Raw genomic sequence first — 15987 nt, 5'->3', positions numbered from 1 at the left:
TAAAATTACCCCACAAACTATTTCAAAATTTGAAAAAAAGCAAAAGATTCGGTGTGATTAATAGTACAAAAGTTTATTATTTTCTCAATACAAAAAAGGAAGAATATTCAATATAATTAAGTTAAGAAAGGTGATAAACATGGAATTAGTTACAAGTGATTTAGTGGTAACCCCACAAGGAACACCTGTACATATTGATCCAGGTACCGGAGGAGGTTCTGGTGGTGGCAGAACCAACCCCATAAAATAACTAGAAAAAAGGAGAATAAGTCATTGTTCTTCTTTTTAAAATAATTTACACAAATTTATTTGTTAGGAGTTAAGCGATGAAAAAAGCGCTTGGAGTCGTCCTGTTGCTCGGTCTAATATTAATTGTAAGTTATTATTCTTTCGCTAATAAAGCATCCTCCACCGAAGAAATCTCGTATCCGGAAGAAACATGGGAGGTTGCAAATGAGGAAGTAGTGGTTTTCCCACCCGAGAGGGAAAATGGGCTGTATCATGCGCTTGAAAAACGCCCTGAAATCCACACCATGCTTGTCATAAAAGAAGGAAAGGTCGTAGTAGATTATGGGCATGGATTAAATTCAAATGACACTATTTATTCGGTCAATTCGGTAACAAAAAGTGTTATTTCTATCCTTATGGGGATGGCCATACATAACGGACATATTGAAAGTGCTAATCAGCCTATTGAAGATTTTATACCTGAAATTAGTAATATGGAAAATTATGAAACACTAAAAACACTCACCATAAAAGATTTATTGACGATGAGATCGGGGCTTCGATGGAATAAAGATTTTGAAATTGCTAGGTTTGGACAAAAAGACATAATTGATTATGTCCTAAATAAACCATTCGTGCAAGAACCTGACACATTATTCACTTATAACTCGGGGACGACGGACATAATAGCCATTATTTTAGAAAGGGCAACTGGTCAAACATTGCTGGACTTTGCAGAGGAAAATCTATTTAGTCGATTAAAAATAAGTAATTACCAGTGGGAAATGCACGGAGAACACTATGAAGGTGGTAGAGGTCTCCATATTCCCCCATATGATTTGGCTAAAATAGGTTATCTTATGCAACACGATGGCATTTGGAAGGAAGAAAGAGTATTGCCAGAAGGTTGGGTGGAGGAAAGTACCGAAATCTATTCTGATGGCAGGTATTTATACACAGACGGCTACGGATACCAGTGGTGGATAGGAAAATATGAAGGAGGCAAGGAATATTTCTTTGGAGCAGGAGATAAAGGGCAAACCATATTCATCGTTCCAGAAGAAGATTTAATCGTCGTTTTCACAGCACGAATTCTGGACAATGACTATAGCATTTACTATGCATTACTGAGAAACTACTTGATTGATTATATAGAACTGGAGGGTTGAGGGGACAGGCACGACGCCCCGTTTATACTTTAATGCGAAAAAGTAAGGTCTGAGGAGAATTTCCTCAGACCTTTTTCAGTATGTTTTTGTTGTAAAATAATTTTCAAACAAACGTTTGATTAATTTCGTTCTTGATGTTGGTAAATATGGAGTGACAGTGCATCGGGGAATATCGACTATTTACGCATAGTATGGTGAAATAGTTTTTTGGGAAGAAGAAAAGGGTTGCAGGACTCTGTGTCCCTGCAACCCACCACATTAAATTTCCGCCTGTTGTACCTTTGGTTTCTCTTTGGAAAGAATCCACCCAAACACCCCAATTAGCACAAGTACAGTCCAGAATGTAATTTTCCAAGGAGCCCCTTTAGCAAATCCTTCTGAAAGGATTGCCAGTTCAGGGTGGGAAAGTGCGTACACTCCAAGTTTTACCCCTACCCAGCCGACGACGAAGAATGCAGCAGATTCTAGTCCAGGACGTTTTTCAAGCAAGGTAACAAAGTAACCAGCTGCAAAGCGCATGATGACCAATCCGATTATTCCGCCTGCTAAGATGACGGCGAAATGTCCACCGTCCAACCCACCGATTGTTGGAAGGTTTGTTGTCGGAAGCATGACTGCAAGTGCAACTGCAGCAAGGATTGCATCAACAGCAAAGGCGATATCAGCCAGCTCTACTTTTATAACAGTCATCCAAAAGCCGGAGCCTTTCTTTTCCTCCGCATGCTTTAGGAGCTTAGGCTTTAATACATGCTTTTTCAAAAGATGATATACAGCGATCCCCAGCAAATATAACGCCCCTACAGCCTGAACCTGCCATATGTGTACAAGGTAGGAGATAAGGAACAAGGATCCGAATCGGAACACAAATGCCCCTGCTAATCCGTAAAATAAAGCCTTTTTTCGTTGATTTTCCGGTAAATGCCTTACCATTGTTGCAATAACAAGCGCATTATCCGCCGCAAGAATTCCTTCCAGTCCAATCAGAATGAGCAACACCCAACCATATTCAAGCAATAATCCAATATCCAACTATAATCTTCCTCCGCTCCATTAATCTATTATTTTTGTCCATCATGTAAAACAAGGTTCATTTAAATGGCTGGTGATGACGGTAATGCCAATGATCTTGGCGGGTTGTGAAGGTCCAAGGTTAAAATCGATACTGCATACAATTTCAAGGTAACAATAAAAGTTAACCAGACTAATAGATTTTTTTCAGAAAGGTGTTTCAATTAAGTTCGCTTTTCTCCTTTTAAATGATTTTTTTATCTTGATTGTCTTTGCTATCGATCGTGTAGTTTAGATCGCTAATCCCTCCTAAGAAAATACAAAAAAACCTTTACCAACTAAATGGTAAAGGTTTGAATATACACAAATATATCCCTTTACCATAATGGCAAAGGTCTCGCAAACAACATTAACGTTGCCAGTTAAGCCGGTGATATTGCTACCACGTATTGTCGACATAACTGTCAGCTACTCCCCTTTGGAGTATATAGGCTCAAATTGAGCGTAGCACTAACTCATGTGCTATTAAGATTATAATATTATGTTCTGAATTATTTTGCAAGAGAAATATTTTTAAGGGTGGGCTTGCCTGTCCCCTCAGTTCAAAAAGTAGTTGACACACTATATCATTAAACGATATATTATTTTTAATGATATATCATTAAATGATACAAAGGGGTGAAATGATGGCGAGAAATGATGCATTGGAGACAGGGGAGTTGACTGATACTTCCTTTTATATCTTGCTTTCCTTAGTGGAGGCGAGGCATGGTTATTTGATCATGAAGAACATTGAAGAGCTGACAAACAACGAATTTTCCATTGGTCCGGCATCTATGTACACGACAATAAAGAAGCTTTTGGCTGCAGGGATGATTGAGCAATTGGCGGAGGAAGCGGACAAACGCAAAACCTATATTGCTACGAAACAAGGCTTGGATTTATTGAAAAAAGACATCCAAAGGCGAGAAATGATGATTCGTCACGCAAAGCAAATTTTAAACGGGGAAGTGAAGGAGTAATGACACAAACGAAATATGTAGCAAGTGGTGGGTTGGCATTTGATGAAGAAAAAGACATGAAAAAGCTGGCAGGTCTTGCTAGAAAAGGCTGGGTCTTTGAGAAGTTTTCATTTCTGGGATATAAGTTGAGAAAGACTTCCCCTGTGGAATTGCAGTATGCATTGGATTATCGAAAGGAAGCAGACGAAGATTACTTTGCATACTTTGAAGAGGCTGGATGGAAGCATGAAGGAACATCAGGCGGATACATTCATCTGTTCAGTGCGCCAAAGGACATTGCGCCAATCTATACCGATCAATCTTCCATTCTAGAAAAGTACCAAATCGAGAAAAAGTCGATGGGGAAGGCGGCCCTCTTGATGCTGTTTGTGAATATTGCCCTTGCAGCCTTGTTCTATCTATTCACCTCAGCATCCTTCTATCAAACCTATGAAACACCAATCAAGCTGACCTTTACGATTATAGAAATACTAGCTCTAATCGGCCTAATATTTACTGGCCTGCCTTATTTGGGGTATGTGTATCGGGTGAGAAAGTGGAAGAGATAGGGGATTGGGGGCTGACGGGACAGGCACGCCGACTCGTCAATGGGTCGCGGTGCCTGTCCCTTTGGACCAGCCAAACTTTTTTGAAAATTGGTCGTGGCCTCCTACGGCTTGTACAACCACCTCTTTGAGACTAGGGTCTAGCGTATTCATTAGTCTATGAGATCGCTTTCCGTACAAAAAGTTATTTGTCATCTTTAAAGTGAATACTTTTATCTCTTTCCCGTTTGTATTGTCACTTAACGTGACTTTTTTAAAATCGTTATCAAAAGTTAGCAGATTAGCAGAGTGGTAGGCAGCAGCAATAAAAGCGTCGTTAGACTGTAATGGGATGGTTTGAGCGAATTTAAAACTGGTCTCAATTTTGGAGACAGTAGTTTTGGAGATATGGAACAACCTTGACTGAATAAGTCCTTCTAAGTGTTCAGTAGATTTTCAATTATAATACTTTAGAAGTTCTGGATTCTCGTGATTCTTCACTATTTTTTCAATAAATGTGCTTCGAATTTCATCTTTTTTATCTTTGTACTCCTTTTTAGTACCTCGATGCTGTCTTAACCAATTTGCGTGCTCCTCGCTGCTTTTCCAAAGCTCAAATTGTTCCTCAGTATAATATCCTCGAGCTAAAACATCTAATGCCTCTGAAAGAACTGTTTCGTTGATAAAAAGTTTGGCTTTTTGCTGGAGTAAAAAAGTTGTATGTATAATCGTAGACAGATGGTGTGGGTGAGCAGGGGTAGTAAATGCTAGAAGATAATTAGTGTCTAAGAAAAAAGCATCCTCAGAATAATCTTTACCAAAGATGCAATAATCCTCAAGATAGTGGAATGTCATTATTCTTTACCTCTAACTTCACGACAAATTTGGTCTGAGTTGGTGATAGCATTATTATTACTGATGGATTTTGATAACAGTTTAAGTTGCTCCTCAAATGGAAGTTCCTTTTCTGAATCAATGGGTGGAGATTGGTTTGGCATGTGTTGATTATCCTCCCTTTTCATCCATACACCTCCTTGCAATAAGGATGGCCAAAAATCACTTATTATAAAAGAAAAGAAAAAGTAAGTTTACAACTATTTCCTTTTGGGCTAAGGGGACGGGCACACCGACCCCCAGCGGGTCGCGGTGCCTAGTCTCTAAAAACCACCCTCGAACCACCGATCCAACACCAACGCCAGCCACTTCCCGTCAGCGCGGACCCGCACATTCTCAATCAAGCCTTTTCGAACTGCAAGCGGCAGTGAAGGTTCCATAATGTCTTCCCGCAGCATTTGCAACGATTCGCGAACCACCACATCTTCCATATCCCCGGCAAACCGATCCATCAAAGCAAGCACGTCCTCCTTAGAATCAGAATCCCCAATCTTATCAGCATTTTTCAAATAATACTCCAGGTCTTCCGTAATAAAAGGAATGTTAGAATGCTTCGCCAAACTGTCCGTTTTTTCCACGAGCGACTGACATAGTAAATCCATGTCCAACTCCACCTCGTAAAAAAGAAACAGCTCCGAATAAATTCGAAGAAATCCCTTTATACAGTAGACAAGGTCAAATTTGGTTGCCTGAACCTTGTCCCCATAGATACTCTCCACCATGTCCAAAATGTTCTTCGACGTCTGAATATCATAGGTCCGAGATTTTATCAGTAATTCCTGGTTCAAAGAGTGGGGCATTTCTTTTATGAGAACTTTTGCGAAATCGGCGTGTTTTGCGAAAAAATGAAACATCAATTTATAGAATTTGAAAAGTAGATTGGCATCATTTTTGCTGGAATTGACTAACTGGTCAGTTTCCGCTGTGACCTCCATAAAAAAGTGGTCAAGCATCTCCATGATCAATTCGTCTTTTGATTTAAAAGACAGGTAGAAAGACCCTTTGGATATGCCGCATTGCTCTGTTATTTGTTGAATGGAAGTGGCTTCAAATCCCTGTTTTGCAAAAAGTTCTGTGGCTTTCTCCATGATTTGCTGTTTTTTAGACATGTGTTTTCTCCTATCTAATTCGTTGACATATGACCGGATAGTCATTAGTATATGAAATGGAGTATATAAAGTCAATAAAAGGGTAGGTGCAACCGTGAGAGGGTTAGTCAATTTTGTAATTAGAAATAAGCTGGCAGTATGGTTACTGACTATTATTATTACCGTAGCAGGGATCTATTCCGGTACAAAGATGAAAACGGAAACGATTCCAGATATCTCAATCCCATTTTTGATGGTGATGGATGTTTATCCTGGAGCTACACCAGAAACCGTGATGGAGGATGTCTCTATTCCGCTTGAACAGGTGGCGGAAGGATTAGACAATGTAAAAGCGGTTTATTCCAACTCGTATTCCAACATGGCAAACTTACAGATTGAATATGAATATGGAACAGATATGGATGAGGCGAAGCGAGCGTTAGCTTCAGCATTGGATGATGTGGAACTTCCTGAGGGTGCCCAAGAACCAATGGTAAACTCGATCAGCATGAATATGATGCCTGTTGTTGCCTTAAGTGCAAGCAGTGAAACAGAGGATATCGTGGAACTTTCGGCAACTGTAGAAGAGTCCTTGCTTCCGAAAATCCAAAAGCTTGAAGGCGTTGCGTCCGCGACCATTGCTGGACAGCATATAGAAGAAGTCGAGCTTCGGTATGACACAGAGAGCATGACAGAATTTGGGTTAACAGAAGACGACGTCAAACAGATGATCCAAGCAAGCAACATGGATGTTTCCTTGGGCCTTTACGAATTTGAAGAGGGAGAGGAAGCGGTTTCTGTTGACGGCAAATTCATGACCGCAGCGGAACTGGAGGAAATGCTGATTCCTGTTACTCCGTCCGAAACGGTTCAAGTTCCTTTTGTAAAATTAAGTGATATAGCTGAAATCGAAGTAATTGGGAAGGTGGAATCTGTCTCCAGAACGAACGGAGCAGACGCTATCGCAATCCAAGTTTTAAAGCATCCACAAGCAAACACAGTGGATGTCGTGAACGATGTTAAGTCGTTAATGGAAGAAGAAGAAAAACGTATTGACGGTTTAGTGGTCGATGTAACGCTTGATCAAGGGGAACCGATCGAGAAATCCGTTACAACGATGGTAGAAAAAGCCTTGTTTGGTGGTGCGATTGCAATATTGATCATCCTTCTATTCTTAAGGGATATCAAATCCACCCTAATTTCCATCGTGTCCATTCCGGTGTCGATTTTCATGGCATTTTTACTTTTAAACTGGATGGATATTACGTTGAATATCATGACACTTGGAGCCGTGACGGTCGCAATCGGTCGTGTTATCGATGACTCCATTGTAGTTGTGGAAAATATATACCGCAGATTGCATCTGAAGGAAGAAAAATTAACTGGACGCGAACTAGTTCGGGAAGCAACGCTTGAAATGTTCAAGCCTATTCTTTCGTCGACGCTTGTTACGGTTGCTGTATTTGCTCCGTTAATTTTCGTTGGCGGAATGGTTGGAGAGCTATTTATGCCGTTCGCCTTGACGATGACCTTCGCGCTTGGTGCTTCCCTGATTGTGGCAGTAACCATCGTGCCTGCGATGTCGCACTTCCTTTTCAAGAAAAAGCTTTATAGCGAAAAGACAGAAAGCGGCCATAAGGAAGTTGGCAAGCTTGCAAACTGGTACAAAGGTGCCTTGAACTGGTCCTTGAACCATAAAATCATTACCTCTATCATTGCGGTTGTTTTATTGGTAGGAAGTCTTGGACTGACACCGCTTATCGGATTCAGCTTTTTAGGAAGCGAAGAAGAAAAAGTAATGTACTTAACGTACACACCAGAAGCAGGGGAGCTTCAAGAAGAGACCCTGGAAAATGTAGAAGAAGTCGAAAAAGCGATGATGGAACGGGACGATATTGATATTGTCCAGCTTTCTGTCACAGACGGAGCCAATGAGCAGATGGCGATGATGGGCGGCGGCTCTGATGGTGTGTTGATGTACCTTATTTTTGACAAAGACATGGAAAACTTCCCTGAAGCAAGAACGGAAGTGGAAGACTATGTGTTCAATATCGGTCAATCCGGAGAATGGAAAAGCCAAAACTTCGCAACTGGAGGAGCGATGGCATCTAACGAGATCAGTTATACGTTCTCAAGTGAAAACCTTGAAAACTTGAATGAAGCCGTGAAAAAGGTAGAAGACGCGATGAGCGGAACAGATTCACTCGAAAATGTTTCGTCCACTGCTGAAGAAGCCTATGTCGAGCATACGTTGAAAGTAAGTCAAGATGAGTTGCTTCAATACGGTCTGACAGCAGGTCAAATCGTGATGATGCTCAGCCCGCAATTTGAAGAAGTACTGACGAATGTCGAAAAAGACGGCAAAACCCTTGATGTCATTGTAAAACAAGAACAACAAGAGCAGCCAAAATCAATTGAAGAGTTAGTAGAAACAGAAGTTCCGACAGCCATGGGAACAACGATGCCTTTATCAGAGCTTGTGGAAGTAGAAGAAGGTACTACGCTGAATACCTTGGCTCGATCAAAAGGTGAATACTATGCGTCTGTCAGCGGAACGGTCATTGGCGATGACGTTTCCAAAGCTACGGCAGAAGTGGATGACGCCATCAGTGACGTGGAACTTCCAAACGGCGTCACAATGGAAGTTGCCGGCGTGACAGCAGACATGCAAGAAACGTTCACACAGCTCGGACTTGCGATGCTTGCAGCGATTGCGATCGTTTACTTCATCTTAGTTGTGACATTTGGTGAAGGAGTCGCACCATTTGCGATCCTATTCTCCTTACCATTTGCCGTAATCGGTGCCTTTGTCGGCCTGTTGCTGGCAGGGGAGACAATTTCGGTTCCAGTTATGATGGGCCTACTCATGCTCATTGGTATCGTCGTAACGAACGCGATCGTACTTGTTGACCGGATCATCCACATGGAACGTGACGGATTGACGATGCGCGAAGCGATCCTAGAAGCAGGCGCAACCCGTTTACGCCCAATCTTGATGACAGCTATCGCAACCATTGGAGCACTGATTCCACTAGCAATCGACGGTGGCGGAGGCCTGATTTCCAAAGGACTCGGTGTTACTGTTATAGGTGGACTGACCAGTTCAACCCTGTTGACGCTGATTATTGTGCCGATTGTGTATGAAGTGTTGTCGAAGATGTTTAAGAAGAATCGTAGGGAAGTGCAGGAGAATTAGATAGAGGAAAGAGGCGTCCGGGGGTGGGCGCCTCTTTTTTATGTGGTTGGAAGGCACGGTGCCCCACTTAAATATTGTTGACTGTCTATTTTTATTTCGTCCTCTGTTCTTTTAACATATTGGTACTTTCCGTTACTTCCCTGTTCTCGTGCTTTACAATTATCTTTTAGCATGAGGTTCAGGGATTCATGAATTCGTTTTTTTAGATGGACTCTTAATATGGGAAATAAAATCTCCACGCGATTTTCCATATTGCGGGTCATCAAATCAGCGGATGATAGGAAAATTTTATCTTCGCCATTGTGGTGAAAACAATAGATTCTTGTGTGTTCTAAAAATCTACCTACGATGCTCCGTACAGTTATATTTTCGCTTACTCCTTTTATGCCTGGTCGTAAGCAGCAAATTCCCCTTACTATTAAGTCAATCTTGACCCCTGCAATGGATGCCTCATATAGCTTTTTGATGATGGATTTGTCGGTCAATGAATTCATCTTTAATATAATCCGTCCATTACCCGACTGCTTTTGAAAACGAATCTCATCATTAATAAGTCGAATAAAGCTATCTCTAATCCCAAATGGTGATACGGAAAAGTGATGGTAAGTCGGTTTTCCCATGTACCCACTTAGATAATTGAAAAAGTTAGTCGCATCAATGCCAATTTTCTTATCAACCGTCAAAAGCCCCATGTCAGTATAGATCTTGGCTGTTGCATCATTATAGTTCCCGGTCCCTAGATGTACATATCTTTGGATTCGCATTTCTTCACGTCGTACCACCAGGGTGATTTTACTATGTGTTTTTAAATGAGTCATACCGTAAATAACATGACAACCTTCTCTTTCAAGCTCTTTTGCCCACTGAACATTGTTTTCTTCATCAAAACGAGCTTTCAATTCCACAAGTACTGTAACTTGTTTTCCATTTGCCGCAGCACGCTTTAGGCTTCCAATAACGGGAGAATCTCCGCTTACTCTATAAAGGGTTTGTTTAATGGCTAATACATCTTTGTCATCTGCTGCGCGTGAAATAAAGTCAATGATTGGTTCAAAGGAATCATAAGGATGATGCAAAAGTACATCTTTTCTACGAATTCTTTCAAAAATGTCTCCTTCCCCTTCCAAATCAACAGGAAAGTGAGGAACATGGTTTGTTGTCCCAATGTGTTCATGAGTTTTTTGGATTGTTTTACAGAATGAAAATAAAAATGTTAAATCTAGTGGAGCCCTAACTTTATAAACGTCTTTATTATGGATTTCTAGTTCTGACTTCAAATATGCAATCACATCTTCATCACTTTGTTGATGTTGTACTTCTAACCGGACAGCTGCACCCCTTTTTCGTTTTTTTAACTCTTCTTCAATCTCAAACAACAGATCATCTGCTTCGTCCTCATGGAAATTCAAATCTGCATTGCGTGTAATCCGAAAAGGAGTGACAGATTTTACACGGTATCCTACTAGAAGTTTACTGATGAAAGAGGATATTATTTCTTCTAATAGAACGAAAACCCGTTGATTTCCTTCTTGCGGTAATTCGATAAAGCGATCAATGACAGATGGAACCTGAACAATTACTAAATGACCTTCAAATGGGAAAAGCCTCTTTTTATCTTTAACATTTTCATCAATTACCACTGCTAGATTAAGGGATTTATTTAATAACATAGGGAAAGGACGGTAGGCATCCACCGCCATAGGAGTTAGTACAGGGAAAACTTGTTCATCGAAGAAATTCTCTAAAAAGGATAATAGTTTAGGAGAAAGCTCTTCTAAAGACACAAACTTTACATCTTCTTTTAGTAAATAGGGGGTTAATTGTTCTAGAAAAACAAGGTCCTGCTCTTGTACAAGTTCATGAGTGACTTTAGAAACGGCTTGTAATTGTTCTTTTGGAGTTAAACCTGCCTTATTTTCTGGTTTATTATAACCCGCCTTCACTTGATCAAGTAAACCAGCCACACGCACCATAAAGAACTCGTCCAAATTAGAACTGAAAATAGACAGAAATTTAAACCGTTCCAATAATGCATTTCGATCATCCATTGCTTCTTGTAACACCCGATAGTTAAAGTCAAGCCAACTTAACTCTCTATTATTGTAAAAGGATGGATTGTCTAATTGAATCGTTTCTGAGTTATCAGTGGATGTTTGCACGTAATCTGCATCTCCTTCTCTCTCCAGCTACCAATTAAACTATCATATCAATGTTAAAGTTGTATGAAATTCATGTAAAATTTTCTAATATATTCTATTAGTTCTGTATAATAGTGAAATCCCTACCCAATAAGGACGGTGTCAAACAGAAGTGAAAGAAAAAATTGTAGCACTAATTGACTTAGGCTCTAACTCAATTAGGTTAGCCATCTATAAAGTACATCCTGATGGAAATTATGAAGAAATAAAAAAAGATAAAGTTGCGGCACGGCTCATGAATCATTTAACTACGGATGCACATTTAAACAGTGAGGGTGTTGACATTATTATCAACACACTGAAACAATTTCAACAGGTAATAGATTCTTTAAGAGTTTCAGAAGTCATTGGGTTTGCAACAGCTGTGATTCGAAAAGCAGTCAATCAGGAAGAAATCTTATCGATCATTAAAATGAGTACAGGTTACTCTTTTAGTGTCCTGAGTGAGTACGAGGAAGCGTATTACGGATTTCTGGGAGTGATTGATTCCATTGCAATAAAGGACGGGATGACAATTGATATAGGTGGGGGAAGCACGGAAGTCACCTTGTTTCACAATCGAGAAATGGTGCAATATCATAGCTTCTCCTTTGGTGCTGTATCATTAAACAATGAATTTACCTCGACAAAACAAGTATCTAGTAAACAGTTAAAGAAGCTTCGCGCATTTCTCTTTTCTAATTTCCAATCGCTATCTTGGATTACAGATGCTAAGCATCCAGTGATCGGAATTGGAGGAACCGCTCGTAACTTAGGGAAAATGTATCAAGCCAAATACAGCACCTTGGAGCAAGAGATGAAAGTGGAAGAAATTAACTCTATCGCCAGAGAGCTCGCCCTACTATCACATAATGAGCGAACCAAAGTAGCAGGACTCTCAAAAAAAAGAAAAGACATCATCCTTCCAGGTATCGAAACAATCGCTGCCATAACTCAAATAACCCAAGCTCCATATTTCCACTTCAGCAAAAGATCTTTAAGAGATGGCATTTTGTTGGGGAGGTATCGAATGGGTGATGAGGGGACAGGCAAGTCGACCCGTTTTTACCTTTAATTACGTTTGAGCTTAAATAAACAGCCTTTTCACCTATAAAAGTGAGTAGGCTGTTTTGTAAGCATTCCTTTTTCAACGAAGCCTTCTGAATGCTTCTCTATCTAAGGCCTTTTACTCTTTGCTTTCCGCTTTATTTCTTCCAACTTAACTTCTTTAACCACCTCCGTCTCTTTATAAAAACTAATCGTCACATTGACCCCGAACTCTTTATCCGCACCTTTTAACCACAATCTAAACTTTTCCGTTGTTAATATCGGTCCTTCCTGTCTGCCCAGATGAGAATAGTCCACAATCTCCGCTTTTGGATAGGCTTCCTTCGTTCGCTTCATTGCGAGCTGTCCCCACTTTGCGTAACTTGGGACTTGTTGAGTTGAAAGTTGTATGGCCTCAGCTGTTTGAATAGGTTGATTCCCTATTAATAGGGCTGAGATACATGCCACACATGAAAAAATGGTAATTTTTTTCATCGATAATCCCTCCAGTTAGCACTTATCGTGTCCAAAAGGTAAGGATTTTAGTTTATGTAAGGAAATATAAAGGGTGGGTTACGGTGCCTGTCCCTACGATGCCACTATTTTAAAATAGAAAAATTAAAACAAACGTTTGAATAAATTTATTTTTATCTTTTTCTGGCAAGGGATGGGGGAGAGGGGACAAATATCGACTATTTTGGCATGGTATATTGAAATAATGGTGAGTTTACAGAGGAGTTGCAATAATTTGTTGGTTAGGATTTCCAGGCGAGATGAGCCGAACTGAATTATACAATAAACGAGTCGAATTATTCAATAAAAGACTCAAAGTATACAATAAAACCGCCCAATTATTCAATAAAACGATTCAAATTAACGAAAATCCATATATTTACAATGAAATCCTTGAGTTCTATTGAATGTCCTAGCAGGGTCACCGTGCCTGTCCCCACGACGCCTACCCGAAACTCAATCACGGTGCCTGTCCCCACGACACCACAGGCTCCATCACCGTTATCGTATTATTCGTAGCATTCATATTCACCCTAGCCCCAACAGGAATGGCTGCCTTAAATCTGCCATGTCCGGTGGCGAAGTTGGTGATCAATGGCTTTCCGGTAGGAACGAGAACCGAATTTATTAAATCAGCATAGGACGTGTTATATGCCACTGGGCAATTGGTGCATTCCCCCATGATGATGCCGAGGCAATCGTTGAATTTGCCTGCCATCGACAATTGGGTGAAGTAGCGAAGGATCATATTGGCTGGTGTATGCGTGTCCTCTAGGAAAAGAATTTTATCTTTTGTATCGATTTCATACGGCGTGCCAAGTGTGTTAACAATGGAAGTAATATTTCCTCCAACAATCGGCCCGGTCACGTTTCCAGGGTTTATTCCCATTCGCACAACTTCCGGAGGATTAATAATAGCACGCGGAGAGGTAAACGTAGAGGTAGCTGCAAAAAATTGACTGAAATTATAAGCGGGAGTTTCTGGCCGGAAATCAATAAGCATCAGACTGTGAAAAGTAATGAGATCACTAAACTGATTCAGACTGTTCAACAGGACGGTGATATCACTGTAACCAGAAACTAACTTAGGATTTTCTCTGATGAAATCATAATCAAGATAGGGAAGAATCCCTTGTACACCTGTTCCGCCGCGAGTCGCTAGGATCATCTTTACATTCGGATTCTTGAACATCTCCATGAGGTCCTCAGCCCTTTTGTCAGCAGGAGCGGACACAATCCCATCAATGGAATACACGTACTTTCCAAAAACAACGTTAAACCCCATGTTCCTAAAGTATTGCACCCTCGTATTTATCGTCGTCGCATCAAGGGGACTCCCCAAAGTAACTAAACCAATCGTATCTCCCCTTTGAAGCGCAAGTGGTTTAATAGCCATATACCTCGCTCCTCAAAAATCGTTTTATTTCTATATATATGAATGTGCTTCTTTTTTGAGAAGAGAAAGGGAAAAGGGCTGAAAAGTAAAAAACTTACTGGCTGCTAGTTAATTAACTTAAAGTAACAAATTTCTTTAGTTAGTATAGTTTCACTTCCTACGAGCATATTAGGAACGACCCCCCACAACATACTAATATTTGTAAGGTGATTGCTATATGAAAAAGCCCATTCATTCTACTCTCGAGAATAATATCAAAGTTCTCCAAAATTGTTTTAATCAAACAACTTCTCTTTCCATTCGAAAGTTACAAGTTGGTACTGAACATACATTATATATGGCGCTTGTGTATTTAGATGAAATGGTGAATACGGATAAAATTGAGACCCAGATAATTGAACCTCTTTTAGAAATTGAGGGAAAAATAGAGTGGGAAAATTTTTGCATGGAAAATATTGCTCAAAAAGTCATTAAAATAGCAGGCATCAGTGTCGCCAGCACATTAGAAGAATTAGCAGATGGTATTCTAGATGGACATACCATCTTATTAACAGATGGCTATGCTAGTGGTATCATTGCCAAAACACCTCAGATGAAAGAAAGAAGTTTGGAACAAGTAGTGAGTGAACGCTCTCCGAAGGGGGCTATGGTAGGTTTAACAGAAAAACTTGATACTAATATTGGCTTACTGCGTGGGATGATAAAGACTTCTAATTTATGTACAGACACGAAGAATATCGGGAGCCTTTCCAAAACTGCGATATCGATCCTTTATATTCAAGGTGTCGTGGACCAAGACGTATTAAAGGAAGTTAGAAGGCGCATAGATAAGCTGGAAGTTAATTATGTATTAGAGGCAAGATTGATTGAAGAAGCTATGGAGGACCCTTCCAAGGATTTTTTGTTTAATATGTCTGAAACCACAGAACGTCCTGATGTGGTTGTCTCCTCTTTATATGATAGCAAAGTAGTGTTGTTAGTAGATGGGACCCCATATGGAATCATTTTGCCAGGCTTGTTTGTATCATCCCTTCAAGCTCCAGATGAATACAATCAAAAGTTTGGACGTTTTAGTATTCGTTTAATAAGGTTGATTAGCTTTATTTTGACGATATACATACCAAGTGCTTATGTTGTAGTGTCTAAATTCTATTCAGATCAAGTACCCAAGAATGTAGCTGAAACTTTATTTAAGGGGGATGAGCTACTATCCCCATTTTGGAGTATGATTGTGTTATTTTTTTTACTAACCGTATTAGCTGATGCTATCTTTCGAATCCCTCAGAGTGCGATTATTTTTGTTTCTTTGTTAGCTACTATAGCAATTGGAGAAACCGCAGTATCTGCGAAAATAATACACCCTTTTAGCCTTATACTAGTGGCTATTACATACTTAACCAGCCTTTTACTTGCCTCTAAACAGATGGCAGCCCCTACAAATACACTGCGTTTTGCATTTTTATGGATTGGAAATTTCATTGGAATTACTGGAATAGTTATTGGGACGACTATCTTAATTTTATATATGGTCTTCCTTCGCTCCGTTGGCGTACCATACTTGACACCAATTATCCCTTTTCGTATAGAGGAATTCAAAGATACTTTTTTTAGAGGCAGGTTAGAAAAAATAAACAACGGTAAGCATGGTTTTCCTAATGCTGTTGGTAAGTAGTAGTGAGAAGGTTAACGCCATTTTTTTAGTTGGATAGCCGGATACCTATATCA

General features: G+C 40.1%; 13 protein-coding genes. 6 read left to right on the top strand and 7 right to left on the bottom strand.

The features are described 5' to 3' along the window. The first annotated feature begins 326 nt into the window (after positions 1-326). Positions 327-1397, top strand: coding sequence for a serine hydrolase domain-containing protein (locus M313_RS0121550; protein WP_010200139.1), 1071 nt, complete (start codon positions 327-329; stop codon positions 1395-1397). A 258-nt stretch (positions 1398-1655) separates the two neighbouring features. Here the strand turns inward: M313_RS0121550 and M313_RS0121545 are convergent, their stop codons facing one another. Then, positions 1656-2426 carry a TerC family protein gene (locus M313_RS0121545; RefSeq protein ID WP_010200137.1) on the bottom strand — a complete coding sequence of 257 codons (771 nt, stop codon included), beginning with the start codon at positions 2424-2426 and terminating at the stop codon, positions 1656-1658. 665 nt (positions 2427-3091) lie between these two features. Between M313_RS0121545 and M313_RS0121540 the strand changes: the two genes are divergently transcribed. Beyond that, positions 3092-3427: a PadR family transcriptional regulator gene (locus M313_RS0121540; RefSeq protein ID WP_010200135.1), complete on the top strand. Its 336-nt coding sequence runs from the start codon at positions 3092-3094 to the stop codon at positions 3425-3427. Further along, positions 3427-3975 (top strand): DUF2812 domain-containing protein, encoded by a 549-nt coding sequence (locus M313_RS0121535; RefSeq protein ID WP_010200132.1) that lies wholly within the window; start codon positions 3427-3429, stop codon positions 3973-3975. Before M313_RS0121540 ends, M313_RS0121535 begins: the two co-directional genes overlap by 1 nt. A gap of 432 nt (positions 3976-4407) precedes the next feature. On the opposite strand, the gene M313_RS0121525 is transcribed toward M313_RS0121535, so the two are convergent. The 3 genes from M313_RS0121525 to M313_RS0121515 all read right to left on the bottom strand — a co-directional run bounded on the left by M313_RS0121525 (position 4408) and on the right by M313_RS0121515 (position 5954). Next, positions 4408-4806 carry a type II toxin-antitoxin system VapC family toxin gene (locus tag M313_RS0121525; RefSeq protein WP_010200126.1) on the bottom strand — a complete coding sequence of 133 codons (399 nt, stop codon included), beginning with the start codon at positions 4804-4806 and terminating at the stop codon, positions 4408-4410. After that, positions 4806-4973, bottom strand: coding sequence for a hypothetical protein (locus M313_RS26030; RefSeq protein WP_010200123.1), 168 nt, complete (start codon positions 4971-4973; stop codon positions 4806-4808). Before M313_RS26030 ends, M313_RS0121525 begins: the two co-directional genes overlap by 1 nt. A 135-nt stretch (positions 4974-5108) precedes the next feature. Next, the gene (locus tag M313_RS0121515) at positions 5109-5954 is read right to left on the bottom strand and encodes a TetR/AcrR family transcriptional regulator (protein WP_010200119.1); all 846 of its coding nucleotides are present in this window, start codon (positions 5952-5954) and stop codon (positions 5109-5111) included. 94 nt (positions 5955-6048) lie between these two features. On the opposite strand from M313_RS0121515, the gene M313_RS0121510 reads away from it, so the two are divergent. Continuing rightward, complete coding sequence (locus tag M313_RS0121510) at positions 6049-9129, top strand: efflux RND transporter permease subunit (protein ID WP_010200118.1); 3081 nt, start codon at positions 6049-6051, stop codon at positions 9127-9129. A gap of 38 nt (positions 9130-9167) precedes the next feature. Here M313_RS0121510 and M313_RS0121505 read toward each other — a convergent pair whose 3' ends face one another. Then, entirely contained in the window at positions 9168-11288 is a 2121-nt protein-coding gene (locus M313_RS0121505; RefSeq protein ID WP_010200117.1) for an RNA degradosome polyphosphate kinase, read from the bottom strand. Between the two features lie 151 nt (positions 11289-11439). Between M313_RS0121505 and M313_RS0121500 the strand changes: the two genes are divergently transcribed. Then, positions 11440-12381: a Ppx/GppA phosphatase family protein gene (locus tag M313_RS0121500; RefSeq protein ID WP_010200116.1), complete on the top strand. Its 942-nt coding sequence runs from the start codon at positions 11440-11442 to the stop codon at positions 12379-12381. Between the two features lie 101 nt (positions 12382-12482). Here the strand turns inward: M313_RS0121500 and M313_RS0121495 are convergent, their stop codons facing one another. After that, positions 12483-12848, bottom strand: coding sequence for a DUF3889 domain-containing protein (locus tag M313_RS0121495; RefSeq protein ID WP_010200114.1), 366 nt, complete (start codon positions 12846-12848; stop codon positions 12483-12485). A gap of 478 nt (positions 12849-13326) precedes the next feature. Then, positions 13327-14262 (bottom strand): S66 peptidase family protein, encoded by a 936-nt coding sequence (locus tag M313_RS0121490; RefSeq protein WP_010200113.1) that lies wholly within the window; start codon positions 14260-14262, stop codon positions 13327-13329. Positions 14263-14479: 217 nt separating this feature from the next. Here M313_RS0121490 and M313_RS0121485 point away from each other — a divergent pair, with 217 nt between their 5' ends. Then, positions 14480-15934, top strand: a complete 1455-nt coding sequence (locus tag M313_RS0121485; protein WP_010200112.1) for a spore germination protein — start codon at positions 14480-14482, stop codon at positions 15932-15934. Positions 15935-15987: the final 53 nt, after the last annotated feature.

Source organism: Bacillus sp. m3-13, assembly GCF_000175075.1.
Lineage (GTDB): Bacteria > Bacillota > Bacilli > Bacillales > Bacillaceae_I > Sutcliffiella_A > Sutcliffiella_A horikoshii_C.
The sequence above is the reverse complement of the archived record's forward strand: the minus strand, read 5'-3'. Positions and strand labels throughout refer to the sequence as shown.

Excerpts from the sequence above, each read along its gene's own strand:
- M313_RS0121525 (WP_010200126.1), bottom strand. The coding sequence starts at position 4,806 with ATGACATTCCACTATCTTGAGGATTATTGCATCTTTGGTAAAGATTAT.
- M313_RS0121495 (WP_010200114.1), bottom strand. The coding sequence starts at position 12,848 with ATGAAAAAAATTACCATTTTTTCATGTGTGGCATGTATCTCAGCCCTA.
- M313_RS0121485 (WP_010200112.1), top strand. The coding sequence starts at position 14,480 with ATGAAAAAGCCCATTCATTCTACTCTCGAGAATAATATCAAAGTTCTC.
- M313_RS0121490 (WP_010200113.1), bottom strand. The coding sequence starts at position 14,262 with ATGGCTATTAAACCACTTGCGCTTCAAAGGGGAGATACGATTGGTTTA.
- M313_RS26030 (WP_010200123.1), bottom strand. The coding sequence starts at position 4,973 with ATGAAAAGGGAGGATAATCAACACATGCCAAACCAATCTCCACCCATT.
- M313_RS0121550 (WP_010200139.1), top strand. The coding sequence starts at position 327 with ATGAAAAAAGCGCTTGGAGTCGTCCTGTTGCTCGGTCTAATATTAATT.
- M313_RS0121515 (WP_010200119.1), bottom strand. The coding sequence starts at position 5,954 with ATGTCTAAAAAACAGCAAATCATGGAGAAAGCCACAGAACTTTTTGCA.
- M313_RS0121535 (WP_010200132.1), top strand. The coding sequence starts at position 3,427 with ATGACACAAACGAAATATGTAGCAAGTGGTGGGTTGGCATTTGATGAA.
- M313_RS0121540 (WP_010200135.1), top strand. The coding sequence starts at position 3,092 with ATGGCGAGAAATGATGCATTGGAGACAGGGGAGTTGACTGATACTTCC.